The organism is Micromonospora sp. CNZ299, assembly GCF_002754415.1.
The window spans coordinates 2953016-2971667 of sequence record NZ_PEFG01000001.1; the positions used below are offsets into that span (position 1 = coordinate 2953016).

Consider the following 18652-nt stretch of genomic DNA (forward strand, 5'->3'; position numbering starts at 1 on the left):
GCCCCGCGCCCCGCACCCGTGTCCCGCGCTCGCCCCGTGCCCCGCGCTCGCCCCGGCAAGCCGGCAACTTCAGGGAAACTGCTGCCTCCGGCGCATCTGAGGCAGCAGTTTCGGGGAAGTTGCGAGGATCTTGGGCGAGGCGCGAGGCGCGAGGCGCGAGGCGCGAGGCGCGGGGCGCCGGCCGCGAAGGCCTTGGACATGCGGGAGCCCCCGGTCCCCTCGCAGGGACCGGGGGCTCCGGAAGACGTCAGCTCAGCCGGCCTGCTCGGCGAGTTGGAGGAATTGCCGCTTGGCGGTGAGCGCCTGCTCGGCTTCCTTGATCCGGCGTGCGTCCCCGGCGCTCTGCGCCCGGGCCAGCCGGTCCTCGGCTTCCGCCACCTGCGCCCGCATCTGGGCGAGCAGCGGGTTGTCCTCCTTGGTGGTGCGGCGCCACGCCGAGTCCATCACGTCGCGGACCTTGTCGTCGATGGCGCGCAGCCGGCGCTCCAGCCCGGCAGCCGCCTCGCGGGGGACCCGGCCGGCCTCGTGCCACTGTGCCTGGATGTCCCGCAGCTTGGCCTGGGCGCCCTTCGGGTCGGCGTCGATGTCCAGCGCCTCGGCCTCGGCGAGCAGGGCCTGCTTGCGCTCCAGGTTGCCGCGCTGCTCGTTGTCCCGCGCGGAGAAGACCTCACTGCGCCGGCTGAAGAAGGCGTCCTGCGCACCCCGGAATCGTTCCCAGAGCTTCTGCTCGGCCTCCTTGGAGGCGCGCGGCGCGGCCTTCCACTGGGTCATCAGATCCTTGAGCTGGTTGGCGGTGGCGGCCCAGTCGGTGGATTCCTGGAGCTTCTCCGCCTCGGCGACCAGCTCCTCCTTGACGGTCTGCGCCTGCTTGCGCTGCGAGTCCAGGGAGGCGAAGTGGGCACCCCGACGTCGGGTGAAACCGTCCCGGGCGGCGGCGAACCGCTTCCACAGCTCACCGTCGGCCTTCTTGTCGACCCCACGGATGGTCTTCCACTCGTCGAGGATCTCCTTGAGCCGGTCCCCGGCGGTCTTCCAACCGGTGGACTCGGCAGCGAGCTTCTCGGCCTCCTCGACCAGTGCGGTCTTGCGGGCCAGGGCCTCACCGCGAGCGGCGTCCCGGGCGGCGCGCGCCTCACCGGCCTTCTCCTCGGCGAGGGTCGCCAGCTTGTCCAGGCGAGCGGCCAGGGCGTCGATGTCGCCGACGACGTTGGCCTCGGGGAGCGTGGCGCGGATCCGCCGGATCGTGCTCAACGAGTGCCCGGCATCCGCCGCACCCGACTTGAGCCGCGCTTCGGTCAGATCCACCTCGGTGACCAGATCGGCGAAGCGGCGCGCGAAGTGTGCCAGACCTTCCTCCGGCGCACCCGCCTGCCAGGATCCGACCACCCGCTCACCCTCGGTGGTCTTGACGTATACGGTGCCGTCCGCGTCCACCCGTCCGAAGGCAGTCCAGTCGCTCATGTGCCCATCCTCGTTCTCCCGGCGTCGAGGGAATGGACCCCCGTCGCCGCCACGGCGCAGCCAAGTTGCTTCCGGCATTGTCACAGGTCTTACCCGGTCCGCGTCGAGCGCCTATCGCCGACCGTGACCATACGGTGTCCTAGGGGCCGAATGACCGGATCGGCGCGGAGACGCACCGGGGATTCCCGCTACGGTGAACGGGTGCCCCTGGTCGCCGCCGCTGTCTGCCCGCATCCGCCCCTGCTCGTGCCGGAGGTGGCCGGCTCCGCAACCCCCGAGCTGGACGACCTGCGGACGGCCTGCGACACCGCCGTACGCCGGTTGCTGGCAGCCGACCCGGACCGCGTGGTGCTGCTCGGCACCGGTCCGGTGACCGGGCCGATCCGCCCCCCGGCCACGGGTTCCCTGCAGCCCTGGGGTGTCGACCTGGACGTGCCGCTGGTCCCCGGTCAGCCCGACCGGGGAGCGGTGCTGCCGTTGAGCCTGACCATCGGCGCGTGGCTGCTGGCCCGGCACGACGCGCGACCGCCGCTGAGCGCTGTGCAGGTGGCCGCTGACGCCGGCCTGGCCGAGCTTTCCGCGCTCGCCGACGAGGTGTCCGCCACGGGTGACCGGGCGGCGTTGCTCGTGCTCGGGGACGGGTCGGCCTGCCGGGGAGAGAAGTCACCCGGGTACGACGACCCGCGCGCCCTCCCGTACGACCAACGGGTTGCCGGGGCGCTGGCCGACGCGGACCTGGACGTCCTGCTCGGCCTCGACCCGGTGGTGTCGGCGGAGCTGAAGGCCGCCGGCCGCGCGCCCTGGCAGGTGCTCGCCAGCGCGGCCCGCGCAGCCGGCGGGGGATGGCGCGGCGAGTTGCTGCACGACGCGGCCCCCTACGGTGTCGCCTACTTCGTGGCGTCCTGGGAGCGGGTGTGACCAGCGACGCGGGGGGCACTGCGGGGGGCACTGTCGTCGCGGTGGTCGGCCCGACCGCGGCGGGCAAGTCGGCGCTGAGCATCGCGTTGGCGCACGCCCTCGACGGCGAGGTGGTCAACGCCGACTCGATGCAGCTCTACCGCGGTATGGACATCGGCACCGCCAAGTTGACCGTCGCCGAACGGGACGGGGTGCCGCACCACCTGCTGGACATCTGGGACGTCACCGAGCCGGCGAGCGTCGCGGAGTACCAGCGGCTGGCCCGCGCGGCGGTGGACGACATCCTGTCCCGGGGCCGGGTGCCGCTGCTGGTCGGTGGGTCCGGGCTGTACGTGCGGGCGGTGCTGGAGCGTTTCGAGTTCCCCGGCACCGACGCGGTGCTGCGGGAGCGGCTGGAACGCGAGTTGGCCGAGGTTGGCCCCGCGCCGCTGTACGCGCGGCTGCGCGCCGCCGACCCGGTCGCCGCGGACGGCATCCTGCCCGGCAACGGTCGGCGGATCGTCCGGGCCCTGGAGGTGATCGAGCTCACCGGCGCGCCGTTCACCGCCTCGCTGCCGCAGCCGACGCCGTACTACCCGTCGGTGCAGCTCGGCGTCGACCTGGACACCGGGCTGCTGGACGAGCGCATCGCCCTGCGGGTCGACCGGATGTGGGCTGACGGCCTGGTGTCGGAGACCCGCGAACTGGTCGGGCGAGGGCTGCCCGAAGGGCGGACGGCGAGCCGGGCGCTGGGCTACCAGCAGGTGCTGCGCATGCTCGCCGGTGAGCTGACCGAGTCGCAGGCGCACGACGAGACGGTTCGCGCCACCCGTCGTTTCGTCCGCCGGCAGCGGTCGTGGTTCCGGCGTGACCCGCGGATCCACTGGCTGGATTCGGCGACTCCGGACCTGATCGGGGCCGCCCTCCGTCTGGTGCCCGCCGAGACGCGATAATGGGGGCGTGGAGTTCACCAAGGGCCACGGCACCGGCAACGACTTCGTCCTCCTTCCCGACCCGGACGGTCAGCTCGACCTGACCCCGGAGCTGGTCGCGGCGCTCTGCGACCGGCGGCGGGGCATCGGCGCGGACGGCGTGCTGCGGGTGGTCCGCGCGGCCAAGCATCCGGACGGCGCCGGGCTGGCCGGCGAGGCCGAGTGGTTCATGGACTACTGGAACGCCGACGGTTCGTTCGCCGAGATGTGCGGCAACGGCGCCCGGGTCTTCGTGCGCTACCTGCTCGACACCGGGCTGGCCACGCCCGCCGGCGCGGCGTTGCCGGTAGCCACCCGGGCCGGCGTCGTGCGCGCGCTGGTCGAGGGCGACCTGGTGTCCGTCGAGATGCGCCGCCCCCAGGTGTACGACAGCTCCGCCGCCACCCTCGGCGGGCTGACCCTGACCGGTGCGGTGGTGGACGTCGGCAACCCGCACCTGGTCTGCGTCCTGCCGGCCGGCGTGGAGTTGTCCGCGCTGGACCTGACGACCGCGCCCGGGTTCGACCCGGAGGTCTTCCCGAGCGGGGTGAACGTGGAGTTCATCGTGGCGGGCGACCCGGTCGACGCCACCGACGCGCACAGCCTGATGAGGGTGTATGAGCGTGGCAGCGCCGAGACGTTGTCCTGCGGCACCGGTGCCTGTGCGGTGGGCGCGGTGGCCCTGCGTGACGCCGGCCGGGACACCGGAGTGGTCGCCGTGGACGTGCCCGGTGGCCGTGTGACGGTCACGGTGACGGCGGACTCCTGCTGGCTGTCCGGCCCAGCCGTCCTGGTGGCAACAGGTGACCTGGACCCCAGCGCCCTGCCCCGCCACCCGGGTTGATCAGCGCCCTGCCCCGCCACCCGGGTTGATCAGCGCCCTGCCCCGCCACCTGGGTTGATCAAGAGGTTTGTGTCAGGAACAACGCGGATCCTGACGCAAACCTCTTGATCAACAGGGGGAGTGCGTCAGGGGGTCGCGCTGGCGTTGGCCGCGATCTCGGGGAGGTCCGCCGGGCCGGGGTCGGCGGCCGGAAGTGGGCTGGGGTTGTGCGCGGCGGCGCGGACGGCGGCGGCGACCGCCGGGGCGACCCGGGAGTCGAAGACGCTCGGCACGATCACCGTCGGGTTGATCTTGTCCTCACCGACCACGTCGGCGATGGCCCGGGCGGCCGCGAGGGCCATCTCCTCGGTGAACTCCTCGGCGTGCGCGTCGAGCATGCCGCGGAACACACCGGGGAAGGCGAGTACGTTGTTGATCTGGTTCGGCTGGTCGGAGCGACCGGTGGCGACCACGGCGGCGTACTTGCGCGCCTCCCGGGGGTCGACCTCCGGGTCCGGGTTGGCGAGCGCGAAGACGATCGAGTCCTTCGCCATCTGGGCGATGTCGTCGCCGGTGAGCAGGTTCGGCGCGCTCACCCCGATGAACACGTCGGCACCCCGGATCGCACCCGGCAGGTCGCCCGAGTAGTTCTCCTTGTTGGTGTTCTCCGCCAGCCACTGCCACGCCGAGTTGAGCCCGGTCAGCCCGCGGTGCAGGGCGCCCTCCCGGTCGTACGCGATGATGTCGCCGACGCCCTGGCGCAGCAGCAGCTTCATGATCGCGGTGCCGGCCGCGCCGGCGCCCGAGACGACCACGCGGACGTCCTCGAGCCGCTTGCCGACCACCCGCAGCGCGTTGGTCAGCGCGGCCAGCACGCAGATCGCGGTGCCGTGCTGGTCGTCGTGGAAGACCGGAATGTCCAGCGCCTCGCGCAGCCGGGCCTCGATCTCGAAGCAGCGCGGCGCTGCGATGTCCTCCAGGTTGATCCCGCCGTACGCGGGCGCGATCGCCTTGACGATCTGCACGATCTCGTCGGTGTCCTGGGTGTCCAGCACCACCGGCCAGGCATCCACCCCGCCGAAGCGCTTGAACAGCGCCGCCTTGCCCTCCATCACGGGCAGCGACGCGGCCGGGCCCAGGTTGCCCAGGCCGAGCACCGCCGAGCCGTCGCTGACCACCGCGACGGTGTTGCGCTTGATGGTCAGCCGCCGGGCGTCCGCCGGGTTCTCGGCGATCGCCATGCAGACCCGGGCCACCCCTGGGGTGTACGCCCGGGACAGCTCGTCACGGTTGCGCAGTGCGACCTTCGAGGTCACCTCGATCTTGCCGCCGAGGTGCAGGAGGAACGTCCGGTCCGACACCTTGCGGACATCCACGCCGTCCAGCGCGGTCAACGCGTCGACCACCTGGTCGGCGTGGCCGGCGTCTGCGGTGTCGCAGGTCAGGTCGACGATCACGTGGGTCGGGTCCGAGTCCACCACGTCCAGCGCCGTGACGATCGCCCCGGCCTCGCCGACCGAGGTGGTGAGGCGGCCGATCGAGGAGGCGTCCGCGGTTACGGCGATCCGGATGGTGATTGAAAATCCGGCGCTCGGCAGTCGGGTGATGGCCACGGGATCCCTCCGTCACGGCTGTGCGGCCAGTCGGCCGCCGCCCGCATTTCTACCGGGTTGTCGAGTCCGACCAGCATTCGCCCCCACTTTTGGCGACCTTCAGCATGGGCATATAGCAGGTGCGTTCGGCGTTGTGTCATGTCAGGATTACGTTCTACTTATCAAAACGGACAGGAGAACCGCTTGCGAGACCAGGAGAGCTTTGTCCCCGTCGAGGACGAGCTCGACGACGTCACCACCGGCGAGATGGAGCTGTCGGAGCGGCAGTCCCTGCGACGCGTCCCGGGCCTGTCAACCGAGCTCACCGACGTCACCGAGGTGGAATACCGCCAGCTGCGGCTGGAGCGGGTCGTCCTGGTGGGCGTCTGGACCGAGGGCACGATCGCCGATGCGGAAAATTCGCTGACCGAGCTTGCCGCGCTGGCCGAGACGGCCGGTTCGCAGGTGCTCGAAGGGCTCATTCAGCGTCGCACACGACCCGACCCGGCGACGTACATTGGCCGCGGCAAGGTCGACGACCTCGGCGCGGTGGTGCTTTCCACCGGCGCCGACACGGTCATCTGCGACGGTGAGCTGTCGCCGTCGCAGCTGCGCAACCTGGAGCAGCGCACCAAGGTCAAGGTTGTCGACCGGACGGCGCTGATCCTCGACATCTTCGCCCAGCACGCCAAGAGCAAGGAAGGTAAGGCGCAGGTCGAGCTGGCCCAGCTCCAATACCTGCTGCCCCGACTGCGCGGTTGGGGTGAGACGCTCTCCCGGCAGACCGGTGGTTCCGGCCGGGGCGGCGGCGCCGGTGGCGGTGTGGGTGTGCGTGGTCCCGGTGAAACCAAGCTGGAGACCGACCGGCGGCGTATCCGCCACCGCATCTCCCGGCTGCGCCGCGAGATCAAGAACATGCGGACGGTACGCGTCACCAAGCGTGCCCGACGCACCCGCAACTCGATCCCCGCCGTGGCCATCGCGGGCTACACCAACGCCGGCAAGTCAAGCCTGCTCAACCGGCTGACGGACGCGGGTGTGCTGGTGGAGAACGCGCTGTTCGCGACGTTGGACCCGACCACCCGTAAGGCCACCGCCTCGGATGGGCGGATCTACACGCTCTCCGACACGGTCGGCTTCGTCCGGCACCTCCCGCACCAGATCGTCGAGGCGTTCCGCTCGACGCTGGAGGAGGTCGCGGAGGCGGATCTGGTGGTGCACGTCGTCGACGGCACCCACCCGGATCCGGAGGAGCAGGTCCGGGCGGTGCACGAGGTGCTCGCCGAGGTGAGCGCCGATCGGCTCCCCGAGCTGCTGGTGGTCAACAAGACCGACGCCGCCGACGAGGACACTCTGCTGCGGCTCAAGCGGCTCTGGCCGGACGCGATCTTCGTATCGGCGTACTCCGGCATGGGCATCGAGGACCTGCGCTCGGCCATCGAGGACCGGCTGCCGCAGCCGGCCGTCGAGGTCCGGGCGGTCCTGCCGTACGACCGGGGTGACCTGGTGTCCCGGGTGCACCGCACCGGCGAGGTGCTCAGCACGTCGCACCTGCCGGAGGGCACCCTGCTGCACGTCCGCGTCAGTGCGGAGCTGGCTGCGGAGCTGGCGCCGTTCGACGTCGCGCGGCAGGGACAGGCGGCCGGCACCCGGTCCTGAGCCCCACGGCGTCATCCACCTGAAACGCGTGGCATGCGACACTGGCCGAATGCGCCGCGTTGTTTCCTCGGTCACGGTTGCCCTCGGCCTGCTCGGGGCAACCGTGGCGCTCGCCGGAGTCGCCGCTGCGGCCCCCGCGCCCGTGTCGTCGGGGCTGTCCGCTGCCGCTGCCGGTCAGAAGCGGTGCACGATCGTCGACGAGCGCCTGCGAGAGCTGTCCGGGCTGGTCGCGACCAAGAGCGGTTACATCGTCATCAACGATGGCACCGAGGTCCCGGCACGCAAGCGGGTCTTCTTCCTCGACAGCAAGTGCAAGATCTCGAAGGAGCCGGTCCGATACTCCGGGCAGGGCCCCTTCGACACCGAGGATCTGGCTCTCTCCAAGGACGGCAGCACCCTCTGGATCGCCGACATCGGCGACAACGCCGACTCGAAGGAACGTCGCAGCCGCATCGCGCTCTGGTCGATGCCGGTCACCGGCACCAAGCAGCCGACGCTGCACCGGCTCGCGTACCCGGAGGCCAAACCGCGCGACGCCGAGGCGTTGCTCATCGGCGACGACGGTAAGCCGCTCATCATCACGAAGGTGACCAGCGGCAAGGCCGAGATCTACACCCCGACGGCGGCCCTGAAGAGCGGCGACACGGCTCCGGTGCCGATGAGCAGGGCCGGCGAGATCGAGCTGCCCAAGACGCAGACGGAGAACCCGCTCAACACGTTCGGTCGGATCGCCATCACCGGCGCGGCCCGGTCCCCGGACGGCTCCCGGGTGGTCCTGCGCACCTACGCGGACGCCTTCGAGTACGACGTGAGCGGCGGCGACATCGTCGGCGCGCTCACCACCGGCAAGCCCCGGGTGACGGCGTTGGCCGACCCGTTCGGCGAGGCCATCAGCTACACGCCGGACGGGAAGTCGTTCCTGACCGTCTCCGACGCGGCCCGCTTCGCCGAGGACGAGCCCCTCGACATCCTCAGCTACACACCGTCCACCTCGACAGCGGTGCCACTCGCAGCGGCCGGCGGTGCCAAGCCGGCCGCGGCGAAGTCGTGGACCGACGGTCTGAGCCTCGACGACATCACCTACCTGGTCGGCGCCGTCGGGTTGATCGGCCTCCTGTTGGTCGGCGCCGGGATCCTCGGCATCGTCCGGGCGCGCCGACGGCCGCCGGCCGCCGACGGGCCCGACTCGCCGGACCCGGATGGTGAGCCGGCAGGCCCACGTGCCGGTCGTGCCGCCGACGGGCCCGCGGGGCCCACCGGCCGGAAGAGCGGTGTCTACGGTGGTGGCGCGCCAGCGGGTGGCGCGGTCTACGGCGGCGCCGCGGGTCGCGGCGGCCCGGCCCCGGCGGGTGGTGCGGTGTACGGCGGCGGTGGTCGCCCGGCCGACGGTGGCTACGGCACGCCACGGCCGGACGCCGGCAGCGGTGTGTACGGCGGAGGTCGTCCCCCAGCCGGCGGAGGTCGTCCCCCGGTCAGTGGTGGCGGTCGCCCCCCGGCTGCTGGTGGCGGTCGCCCTCCGGTCAGTGGTGGCGGTCGCCCTCCGGCCAGTGGTGGCGGTCGCCCCCCGGCTGCTGGTAGCGGTCGCCCGCAGGGTGCTGGCGGTCGTCCGCAGCGTGGGGGCGGTCGTCCTGGCGGCGGTGTGTACGGCGATGGCGGCGGCCAGCCCGGCGCCGGTCGGGCGGAGCCGCCCCGGCGCGGTGGGCAGGAACCTGACCAGCGGGGCCAGCGGCCCGCCCGCCGGCGTGACGACGACGGTCCCGTCGATCCGTACGGGCAGTATCCCGGGGGCGGCCGCGGCTATCGGGGCGACCGCTACTGATGAGCGTCGCCGCGCTCACGCGCCCCTGAACAACCAACGCGGGTAGGCCGCGCGCCTGAACAGCAGGCATGGGTGGGCCGCGCTTCTGAACAGCGGGCGTGGGTGGGCGCCGTGGGCACCCACCCGCCGGCCGGTCAGATTCGGCGCAGCACCGCCACGACCCGGCCCATGATGGTGGCATCGTCACCGGGGATCGGGTCGAAGGCCGGGTTCTGCGGCATCAGCCAGACGTGCCCGTCGCGCCGTCGGTAGGTCTTCACGGTCGCCTCGCCGTCAAGCATGGCGGCCACGATCTCGCCGGAGTCGGCGGTCGGCTGCTGCCGGACGACGACCCAGTCGCCGTCGCAGATCGCCGCGTCGAGCATCGAGTCGCCCTTGACCTGGAGCATGAAGACTTCGCCCTCGCCCACCAGCTCGCGGGGGAGGGGGAAGATGTCCTCCACGGCCTGCTCGGCGAGGATCGGCCCACCGGCGGCGATCCGACCGAGCATCGGCACGTACGCCGGGGTCGGCCGCTGCGCCCGGGACAGCTCGTCGTCGATGGCCTCGCTGGGAGCACGAACGTCCACCGCGCGCGGCCGGTTCGGGTCGCGGCGCAGGAAGCCCTTCTTCTCCAGCTCCTTGAGCTGGTAGGCCACGCTGGACGGCGACACCAGGCCGACGGCCTCGCCGATCTCGCGGACGCTCGGCGGGTAGCCGTGCCGCTCGACCCAGGTGCGGATGAACTCCAGGATGCGACGCTGGCGAGCGGTCAGGTCGATCGTCGCCGGGTCGGGGAAGGCGCTGACCACCGGGGTGACCTGGCGCACGGCGGGCTGACCCGTCCGGCTGCGCGCGGCGCTGCGGCGTCGGGTGGTGGCCGGCGGGCCCGCCTCGGTGATCTGCTGCGGGCTCTTCGGCCGGCTGGCCCGGTCCTCGGTCACGTCCGTCCTCCCTGGTCGGCGCTGGGTGCCTCGTCGGCTCGTGGTGCGTGCGGTGTGCCACGTTGTTCATGACCGTATAGGTGAGATCGGTCATTTTCAAACATCTGTACGACCTCTCACCGGCGTGTCGGGGTGAAAAAGCGCTCCGGTCGTACGGATGTTCTGATAAATGGTACGTCAGGTAGCACTGGTGTTCGATCGTCGGCCGTTTTCCGGGTCACTCTGGCCCGCTGGCCGGTAACCCGGGCGGGCTGTTCGCGTTGGGTCTTCGGGCGTGCCGATGGTCGCGGATGACCGGATGGTCCGTGACGCGCCGGACACGCCGGTCAACTTGACCCGGCTTCCCCAGCGACATACGGTCAACCCCTAGATGTAGTAGTGACACGGGCGTAAGTAGCCCACAGGTTGGGTCCGACTACCGACCGCACTCCCGTAACGTCGATCACGGCGGGCGCCCTCCGAGGGTGGCACCGCCGTGGTGAGTCGTGCCCGGGTGTGTCCGGTATGGGCGCAGTTGATCATTTTTAGGAGGTGGGCGATGCGGTGTCCGTACTGCCGGCACGCTGACTCCCGGGTGGTCGACTCGCGAGAGGCCGACGACGGCCAGCTCATCCGACGGCGGCGTTCCTGCCCGGAATGCGGCAAGCGGTTCACCACCGTCGAGGAGGCGGTCCTCGCTGTCGTCAAGCGCAGCGGGGTGACCGAGCCGTTCAGTCGTACGAAGATCATCGGCGGGGTGCGCAAGGCGTGCCAGGGCCGGCCGGTGGACGACGACTCACTCGCGCTGCTCGCGCAGCGGGTGGAGGAGACGGTCCGGGCCAAGGGGGCCGCCGAGATCCCCAGCCACGATGTGGGCCTGGCGATCCTGGGCCCACTGCGCGACCTGGACGAGATCGCCTACCTGCGGTTCGCCAGCGTCTACCGCTCCTTCGAATCACTCGCCGACTTCGAGCGCGAGATCGAGACGTTGCGGGCCGCGGCGCGCGCCCGGGGGCAGGGCAGGGCCGATGCGGTTGAGGCCGCCGGCCGTACCAGCTGAATCTTCACAGTTTTTCAAAGAGATTGGGACGCGCGGTGGGTGACCGCGCAGACGAGGGGGGCGACGGCGTGACAACTAGCCGTTCACGAAACAAGGCAGGCGCGGGGCTGAAGATCGAGCGGGTGTGGACGACCGAGGGGGTCCACCCGTACGACGAGGTCACCTGGGAGCGCCGCGACGTCGTGATGACCAACTGGCGGGACGGCTCGATCAACTTCGAGCAACGGGGGGTCGAGTTCCCGCAGTCGTGGAGCGTCAACGCGGCCAACATCGTGACTACCAAGTACTTCCGGGGCGCGGTGGGGACCCCGGAGCGGGAGTGGTCGCTCAAGCAGCTGATCGACCGGGTGGTCACCACCTACCGCACCGCGGGCGAGGAGTACGGCTACTTCGCCAGCCCGGCCGACGCCGAGATCTTCGACCACGAGCTGACCTGGATGCTGCTGCACCAGGTGTTCAGCTTCAACTCGCCGGTCTGGTTCAACGTCGGCACGCCGTCGCCGCAGCAGGTCAGCGCCTGTTTCATCCTGGCCGTCGACGACTCGATGGACTCGATCCTCGACTGGTACAAGGAGGAAGGGCTGATCTTCAAGGGCGGCTCCGGCTCCGGGGTCAACCTGTCGCGGATCCGCTCGTCGCGTGAGCTGCTCTCCTCCGGCGGCACCGCCTCGGGCCCGGTCAGCTTCATGCGGGGCGCCGACGCCTCCGCCGGCACCATCAAGTCCGGCGGCGCGACCCGCCGGGCGGCCAAGATGGTCATCCTCGACGTGGACCACCCGGACATCGAGGAGTTCGTGGTCACGAAGGCGCGCGAGGAGCACAAGATCCGCGCCCTGCGCGACGCCGGGTTCGACATGGACCTCGGCGGCTCCGACATCGTCAGCGTGCAGTACCAGAACGCCAACAACTCGGTCCGGGTCTCCGACGAGTTCATGTCGGCGGTGGAGAACGGCGGCGGCTTCGACCTGCGCGGTCGGCTGGACGGCTCGGTGATCGACACCGTCGACGCCAAGAAGCTGTTCCGCACCATCTCCCAGGCCGCCTGGGAGTGCGCCGACCCGGGCCTGCAGTACGACGACACGATCAACGACTGGCACACCTGCCCGGAGACCGGGCGGATCACCGCGTCGAACCCGTGCTCGGAGTACCTGCACCTGGACAACTCCTCGTGCAACCTGGCCTCACTCAACCTGATGAAGTTCCTCCGCGCCGACGGTGGCTTCGAGGTGGAGAAGTTCGTCAAGTCCGTCGAGTTCGTCATCACCGCGATGGACATCTCGATCTGCTTCGCGGACTTCCCGACCGAGAAGATCGGTGAGACCTCCCGCGCCTACCGGCAGCTCGGCATCGGCTACGCCAACCTCGGCGCCCTGCTGATGGCAACCGGCCTGCCGTACGACTCGGACCAGGGCCGCTCGGTCGCCGCGTCGATCACGTCGCTGATGACCGGCACCGCCTACCGCCGCTCCGCCGAGCTGGCCGGCGTCGTCGGCCCGTACGACGGCTACGCCCGCAACGCCGAGCCGCACAAGCGGGTCATGCGCAAGCACGCCGCGGCCAACGACGAGATCAAGCCGACCAGCCCGGTGGCCACCGCGATCGTCCGTGAGGCGACCAGGCAGTGGACCCAGGGCAACAAGATCGGCGACAAGTTCGGCTGGCGCAACGCCCAGGCGAGCGTCCTTGCCCCGACCGGCACGATCGGCTTCATGATGGACTGCGACACGACCGGCGTTGAGCCGGACCTGGCGCTGGTCAAGTTCAAGAAGCTGGTCGGCGGCGGCTCGATGCAGATCGTCAACCAGACGGTTCCGCGCGCCCTGCGCAGCCTCGGCTACCCCGAGGAGCAGGTCGAGGCGATCGTCGAGCACATCGCCGACCACGGCCACGTGGTGGACGCCCCCGGCCTCAAGCCGGAGCACTACCCGGTCTTCGACTGCGCCATGGGGGAGCGGACGATCGCCCCGATGGGTCACGTGCGGATGATGGCGGCCATCCAGCCGTTCGTCTCCGGCGCCATCTCCAAGACGGTCAACATGCCGGAGGCGGCCACCGTCGAGGACGTCGAGAAGATCTACTTCGAGGGCTGGAAGCTCGGCCTCAAGGCGCTGGCGATCTACCGGGACAACTGCAAGGTCGGTCAGCCGCTCTCGGTCGCGAAGTCCAACAAGGCCACCGAGCCGGCCGCCGTCGAGGCCGCGCCGGTCGCGGTGGAGAAGGTCATCGAGTACCGGCCGGTGCGTAAGCGCCTGCCGAAGAAGCGCCCGTCCGAGACGGTCAGCTTCTCCGTCGGAGGCGCCGAGGGCTACCTCACCGCGTCGTCCTACCCGGATGACGGCCTCGGCGAGGTCTTCCTCAAGATGTCCAAGCAGGGCTCGACCCTGGCCGGGGTGATGGACGCCTTCTCGGTGGCCATCAGCATCGGTCTGCAGTACGGCGTGCCGCTGGAGACGTTCGTCAGCAAGTTCACCAACATGCGCTTCGAGCCGGCCGGCATGACCGACGACCCGGACGTGCGGATGGCGGCCTCGGTGATGGACTACATCTTCCGTCGCCTGGCGCTGGACTTCCTGCCCTACGAGCGCCGCGCCGAGTTGGGCATCTTCACCGCTTCGGAGCGGGCCGCCCAACTGCGGGCCGAGGCCGACGCGGAGGCCGCCGGCGTCACCGGTGCCGAGCTCACCGCGATGGCGTCCTCGGCGCCCGTGGAGGCCCCGGCCAAGTCGGAGGCGGTCGCGCAGCCGGCCCAGGAGATGGCCGACGTGGCCGCCGCCAAGCCGGCGCCGAGCGTGGGTTCCAGCACCGAACTGCTGGAGGCCGTGATCGGCAAGGCCGCCGACGCGCCGCTCTGCTTCACCTGCGGCACGAAGATGCGCCCGGCCGGCAGCTGCTACGTCTGCGAGGGCTGCGGCTCCACCAGCGGCTGCAGCTGACGTACGCGAAAAGCGGCGCTGCCCCGGCTTCCCTCATGGGAGGCCGGGGCAGCGCCCTTTCCAGGTCCATGAAGGTTCGCGCCGAGGGCATGTTGTCGTTGACGCTGATGCCTGTGAGTCATTTTGATGACTCACAGGCATCACTCTCGTCATGGTGTTGTCTGCTGGCCCGCTAGCGCTCTTCGTCGCCCTCGGTCGGGCGTGGCGGACGGTTGTGCTTGGCCCACTCGTCCACCTCGTCCGCGTCCCTTCCGGTGTGGACCTGCGGCGGCTGCGATGCGCCCTGGCCCTGCCGGACCCGGCGCACCGAGCTGCGCGCCGAGTTTGAAGGTGCGCCCGTGTCGTTGGGTATCTACATGGGGTCCTACCTGGTCTGGGCTGCCGAGGACCTGACCTGGGTGCCCGCCGGGCTGCTGCACCGGCGCTTCCTGGGCTGGGTCCGGTTTGTCTCATCCGGCGGGGCGGCGAGCGGTTCCACTACAGCGACAACTCGCACAAGTGGATCCCACCCGATCCAACGCCAGCACTTGGAGGAGATCTCCCGGCGCAGGAAGCCGCCCCAATGAACCGCGATGTGGTCGAGGGTGGTGGAAGCCGTCCCAGCACCTAACGGGAATTGTCTTGCCCTCGAATGCCAGGCACTGCAGGATGCCAACATGATCGAGAGAATCGAACCTGCCGCCAACCGGTGAAGCGCTCCGAAACCCGCGTGCTGGGTGCCGGGCCCTTCCGTGAGATCGGCCAGCCCCGCGTCACCGCCAACTCCCCCAACGGTGATCTGATCGCGGTCGGTGGCGATCTTGGCCGGACCCAATGGCACGGCCGCGACATTGGTCGCGGCTCCGGGCCGCATCCGCTGGCGGTCTACCGGACCGACGACCTCACCTGCGTCCATCAAGTAACCGCTCGCTGGCCGGTCCACAGCATCGCCTTTCATCCAACTCTGCCCCTGGTGGCGATCGGCACCGGCTCCTACGACGGCGGGTGGTCCTACAAGGGCGAGCTGCTCCTGCTGGACCTGACGACCGGTATCGCCGTCTCGTTGCTGGGCCATCCCCGCCAGGTGCGACGGATCACGTGGCGAAGCCCGCAGACGCTCGACCTGGTGCTTGCCATTCCGTGTGACCCGGACGAGGAGCGGTTCGGCACGACCTCCCTGGCGTGCTCGATCAGCCGCGATGACTGGGACCGAGCCGTCGTAGGCATGCTGCGAATGCCCTACGGCGAACAACCAGTCCCGGACGAACCTTCGATCGATACGGCTGTGGCAGTCGCCACCGTCTCGCAACTCTGCCGCCAACACGGCCAGGTGTGGGCCGTGAGACGGGGCGTGTGGGCGGTCGAGGCGCTCGCGGACGGCCGGATCCTCACCGCACTGGAGGGTGTCGGTCTTGAATGTTGGTCGGGGGCATCTGGGGAGTTGCTCTGGCAGGTACCGACCGATGGCACGGGTTATCAGATCCGGGTGCTGCCGGGCGATCGGACAGCCCTGGTGTTGACTCAGGTGCCGAGCCGGTACGAGGGTGGGCGGTGGGCCCAGGACCCGAGCGTCGTGCTGGAGATCGATCTGGACGACGGCACGGTCCGCAAGACCCACGAATCGTCCAATCCCGCACTCCTCGTTGGCAGGACCGATGGCTCGTGGGCGCTTCGCGACACCGACCATGACAGGCGCAGCAGAACAGCCGGAGAAGTCACCTTCGGGCCGCCCGCTGACGCTGCGGCCACCATCCAACTCGGCTCGTACGACCTTTTCAATCACTTCTTCGACATCCGGTACGCCCCGGATCTGCTGTTTCTTCAGGGCCGGCGGGGCGAGCCCGGGCGCGACAAATGGGTGGTCGCCGTCGACGTGCCGACGGGACGGGTCCGGCAACTCTTCCCGCTCGAATGGGATGCGTCGCGAGGCGGCCACCTGTTCGGCGGCAGCGGTGTGTACCTGGACGACGCGGCCGGGCCGACGCTCGTACACAGCGGTGCGGTTCACGACCGCGCGGGGCTGCTGCCGGGAAACGCCTTCGTGGTCCGCCGCCGGTATCCGACCGGTGAGCTGCAGTGGATCTTGACCGCCGACCGAAAGGCCACCGCCCTGGACGCCGACGACACCTTCGTCTATGTCGTGCTCAACTCCGGAGAGCTGATCGTCCTGAGGGCCGAGGACGGCGCTGTGCACGTTCGGCAGGAACTACGGGTTGCAGGTCACCCTGTCGTACCGCTCTCGCTGGCGCGGGTAGGTGATGGTCGCGTGGCGGTCGGCACCCTCGATGGCCAAGTGCTTGTGGTTCCCGTCCCCACGGCGGCATGAGAGGCCGTGCGGCAGTGAGCGGCGTCAGGGCTGGGCGAACAGCGGGCCGTAGTTCGACCGGAACATCTGCTCGCCGAGGCGGCGCATCACCAGGTCGCGCAGCACCGGCGGGAGTCCGGTGGCCTTGTCCCGGCGGTGGGTCTGGCTGAGCACCCAGTCGGTACGCGGGCGTCGCCGCGCCTCGTACCCACGCAACGCGTCGGCGACGGAATCGGCGGTGTCCAGCGACGAGGCGAGCACGAGCTGAATTACCGAGGAACGGGCTGCGACGATGAGGGCATGACGACCGCCGAGGCGTACGCGGAGTTCGGCAGGCGTGAGGCGCGCGGGGTGTCGCCCACCTACGAGCGTCTGTCGCACGCCGTCGCCGACGATGATGCCCTGCTCGCCCTGCTGGATGCGCTTCCGCCGGCCAAGCGGCAGCCCAACCTGTTGTTCAGCGTCGTCCGCTGGCTCGGCGGCCCGGTCGACGACCCGGCCGCCTTTCACGACTTCACGGTGACGCACTGGCCCGCCGTCAAGGCGGAGCTGCTCACCCGGGCCACCCAGACGAACGAGAGCGGCCGGTGTGCGGTCCTGCTGCCGGTGCTCGCCGCGCTGCCGCAGCCCCTCGCCCTGCTGGAGGTCGGCGCGTCCGCCGGGCTCTGCCTCTACCCCGACCGGTACGCGTACCGCTACGGCAAGCACCAGGTCGGCTCCGGCGAGCCGGTCCTGGAGTGCGCGGCCAGCGGTCTGGTGCCGCCGACCCGCGTACCCCAGGTGGTGTGGCGGGCCGGCCTGGACCTCAACCCTCTCGACGTGACCGACCCCGGCGACGTGTCCTGGTTGGACGCGTTGATCTGGCCGGAGCACGCGCACCGGCGGGCCCGGCTGCGCGCCGCTGCGGCGGTCGCCGCGGCCGACCCGCCGCTGCTGGTTCGCGGCGATCTGGTGGACGACCTGCCGGCGTTGGCCGCCCGGGCACCGGCCGACGCGACGCTGGTGGTCTTTCACACGTCAGTGCTCTACCAGGTGCCGCCGCCGCGCCGGGAGGAGTTCGTCCGGCTGGTCCGTGAGCTGCCCGGTCACTGGATCGCGAACGAGGCACCGGAGGTGCTGCGGCACGACGGGCTGCCCGACCCGCCGGACGATGCCATGCACAACGTCCTCGCGTTGGATGGCAGGCCGTTGGCCTGGGCCCGGGGCCACGGCCAGGCGATGACCTGGTTCGGGTGACGCCGTGAGTCGGCTCAGCGGGCCGGTTCGGGCATCCGGGCGCGTAGGGCCTGGATGAACCACTCCGCCGCCGGGGCGACCGCGTCGCCGGTCGACCAGCCGTTGAGCACCGACAGCAGGTCGACATAGCGGTCCCGGCGAGGATCGTTCGCCACGGTCAGTCGGTCGAGCAGCCGCTGGCGCAGGTCGGCGTCGTCCGGGCGGCCCCGCAGACGCGCGTACCGGTCGATGACCCTCGCGACCACGGCATCCGCCTCGGGAGCGGTCGGATCGAGACTGGCCGCCAGGGCGGGGGCCACCGCGTCCCGAACCACCGCGACGGCGTCCGGGCGGGGCAGTCCCGGGACGTCGTGGTCGGCGGCGTGCTGGCGCGCCAACCGTCGCATGCTCGCCTGGAAACTGGCGTCCTGGCACAGCTCGGCCAGCTCCAGCCACGCCTCGACCTGCTCGGTGCTGGGCTCGTCGGGCAGGCTCGGTGTCATCGACACGACGACACCGGGCGAGGTGGGCTGGTCGCGTAGACCAGCGAAGACGGTGTTCAGGAAGTCGCCCACCAGGTGCCCCCGCTCGCGCGTGGTGAGCTGGGCCAGGCGGTGCAGGTCGTCCACCTCCGCCGGGCCTGCCCCGCGCCTCGCCGCGACGGTGAGCACCGCCTGGCGCAGCCGCAGCACCCGGATCTGCACCGCCAACGCCTCGGCGTGCGCGGCGGCCACCTCGGGCAGGGTCACCTCGCGGTTCACCACGCGGCGAACGGTGGCCAGGTCCACGCCCAGCTCGCGCAGGGTGCGGACCAGTTCCAGTCGGGCAACCGCCTCGGCGTCGAACAGGCGGTAGCCGGCGGGGCTCCGGTCGGTGGGCGGCACGATTCCCCGGTCGGCGTAGTACCGGATCGTCTTGACGCTCAGGCCGGTCCGCCCGGCCAGGTCGCCGATCGTGTACGGCGGTTTCCCGTTCATGTCCCCACCCTGCTGTCTCCCCCCGCTGGAGACTCAACCCGACACCGGCGACAGGCGCA

14 protein-coding genes are annotated in these 18652 nt (G+C 70.8%); 9 read left to right on the forward strand and 5 right to left on the reverse strand.

Annotated elements, in window-relative coordinates; genetic code table 11:
* Positions 1-252 precede the first annotated feature (252 nt).
* On the reverse strand, positions 253-1461 hold the full coding sequence (locus CLT68_RS14015) for a DUF349 domain-containing protein (protein WP_099851371.1): 1209 nt from the start codon (positions 1459-1461) through the stop codon (positions 253-255).
* A 150-nt stretch (positions 1462-1611) separates the two neighbouring features.
* On the opposite strand from CLT68_RS14015, the gene CLT68_RS14020 reads away from it, so the two are divergent.
* Genes CLT68_RS14020 through dapF form a run of 3 tightly spaced genes read left to right on the forward strand, consistent with a single transcriptional unit; the run spans position 1612 to position 4173 of the window.
* The gene (locus CLT68_RS14020; protein WP_099851373.1) at positions 1612-2379 is read left to right on the forward strand and encodes a class III extradiol dioxygenase subunit B-like domain-containing protein; all 768 of its coding nucleotides are present in this window, start codon (positions 1612-1614) and stop codon (positions 2377-2379) included.
* Entirely contained in the window at positions 2376-3311 is a 936-nt protein-coding gene (gene miaA / locus CLT68_RS14025; protein WP_199177044.1) for a tRNA (adenosine(37)-N6)-dimethylallyltransferase MiaA, read from the forward strand. Before CLT68_RS14020 ends, miaA begins: the two co-directional genes overlap by 4 nt.
* Before the next feature lie 7 nt (positions 3312-3318).
* Complete coding sequence (gene dapF / locus CLT68_RS14030; RefSeq protein ID WP_099851376.1) at positions 3319-4173, forward strand: diaminopimelate epimerase; 855 nt, start codon at positions 3319-3321, stop codon at positions 4171-4173.
* A 125-nt stretch (positions 4174-4298) separates the two neighbouring features.
* Here dapF and CLT68_RS14035 read toward each other — a convergent pair whose 3' ends face one another.
* Positions 4299-5765: an NAD-dependent malic enzyme gene (locus tag CLT68_RS14035; RefSeq protein WP_099851378.1), complete on the reverse strand. Its 1467-nt coding sequence runs from the start codon at positions 5763-5765 to the stop codon at positions 4299-4301.
* A 183-nt stretch (positions 5766-5948) separates the two neighbouring features.
* Here CLT68_RS14035 and hflX point away from each other — a divergent pair, with 183 nt between their 5' ends.
* Positions 5949-7403: a GTPase HflX gene (gene hflX, locus CLT68_RS14040; protein WP_099851379.1), complete on the forward strand. Its 1455-nt coding sequence runs from the start codon at positions 5949-5951 to the stop codon at positions 7401-7403.
* Positions 7404-7452: 49 nt separating this feature from the next.
* On the forward strand, positions 7453-9222 hold the full coding sequence (locus CLT68_RS14045) for a hypothetical protein (protein WP_099851381.1): 1770 nt from the start codon (positions 7453-7455) through the stop codon (positions 9220-9222).
* Between the two features lie 134 nt (positions 9223-9356).
* Here the strand turns inward: CLT68_RS14045 and lexA are convergent, their stop codons facing one another.
* The gene (lexA, locus tag CLT68_RS14050) at positions 9357-10145 is read right to left on the reverse strand and encodes a transcriptional repressor LexA (RefSeq protein ID WP_088946780.1); all 789 of its coding nucleotides are present in this window, start codon (positions 10143-10145) and stop codon (positions 9357-9359) included.
* A gap of 538 nt (positions 10146-10683) precedes the next feature.
* On the opposite strand from lexA, the gene nrdR reads away from it, so the two are divergent.
* From nrdR to CLT68_RS14070, 3 genes are all read left to right on the forward strand, one after another.
* Positions 10684-11184: a transcriptional regulator NrdR gene (gene nrdR / locus CLT68_RS14055; protein ID WP_099851383.1), complete on the forward strand. Its 501-nt coding sequence runs from the start codon at positions 10684-10686 to the stop codon at positions 11182-11184.
* A 35-nt stretch (positions 11185-11219) separates the two neighbouring features.
* Positions 11220-14117, forward strand: coding sequence for a vitamin B12-dependent ribonucleotide reductase (locus CLT68_RS14060; RefSeq protein WP_099851385.1), 2898 nt, complete (start codon positions 11220-11222; stop codon positions 14115-14117).
* A 631-nt stretch (positions 14118-14748) separates the two neighbouring features.
* Positions 14749-16422, forward strand: coding sequence for a PQQ-binding-like beta-propeller repeat protein (locus CLT68_RS14070; protein WP_143743179.1), 1674 nt, complete (start codon positions 14749-14751; stop codon positions 16420-16422).
* A gap of 24 nt (positions 16423-16446) precedes the next feature.
* Here the strand turns inward: CLT68_RS14070 and CLT68_RS14075 are convergent, their stop codons facing one another.
* Positions 16447-16662, reverse strand: coding sequence for a hypothetical protein (locus CLT68_RS14075; RefSeq protein WP_099851389.1), 216 nt, complete (start codon positions 16660-16662; stop codon positions 16447-16449).
* Between the two features lie 39 nt (positions 16663-16701).
* On the opposite strand from CLT68_RS14075, the gene CLT68_RS14080 reads away from it, so the two are divergent.
* A complete protein-coding gene (locus CLT68_RS14080; protein ID WP_099851391.1) occupies positions 16702-17637 on the forward strand; it encodes a DUF2332 domain-containing protein in 936 nt (311 codons plus the stop codon).
* A gap of 14 nt (positions 17638-17651) precedes the next feature.
* Here the strand turns inward: CLT68_RS14080 and CLT68_RS14085 are convergent, their stop codons facing one another.
* Entirely contained in the window at positions 17652-18593 is a 942-nt protein-coding gene (locus tag CLT68_RS14085; RefSeq protein ID WP_099851392.1) for a MerR family transcriptional regulator, read from the reverse strand.
* Between the last annotated feature and the right edge of the window lie 59 nt (positions 18594-18652).

Bases quoted from the DNA above. Each gene is read 5' to 3' on its own strand.
- nrdR (WP_099851383.1), top strand. From the start codon at position 10,684: ATGCGGTGTCCGTACTGCCGGCACGCTGACTCCCGGGTGGTCGACTCG.
- CLT68_RS14070 (WP_143743179.1), top strand. From the start codon at position 14,749: ATGCCAGGCACTGCAGGATGCCAACATGATCGAGAGAATCGAACCTGC.
- CLT68_RS14020 (WP_099851373.1), top strand. From the start codon at position 1,612: ATGACCGGATCGGCGCGGAGACGCACCGGGGATTCCCGCTACGGTGAA.
- CLT68_RS14080 (WP_099851391.1), top strand. From the start codon at position 16,702: ATGACGACCGCCGAGGCGTACGCGGAGTTCGGCAGGCGTGAGGCGCGC.
- CLT68_RS14045 (WP_099851381.1), top strand. From the start codon at position 7,453: ATGCGCCGCGTTGTTTCCTCGGTCACGGTTGCCCTCGGCCTGCTCGGG.
- CLT68_RS14015 (WP_099851371.1), bottom strand. From the start codon at position 1,461: ATGAGCGACTGGACTGCCTTCGGACGGGTGGACGCGGACGGCACCGTA.
- CLT68_RS14085 (WP_099851392.1), bottom strand. From the start codon at position 18,593: ATGAACGGGAAACCGCCGTACACGATCGGCGACCTGGCCGGGCGGACC.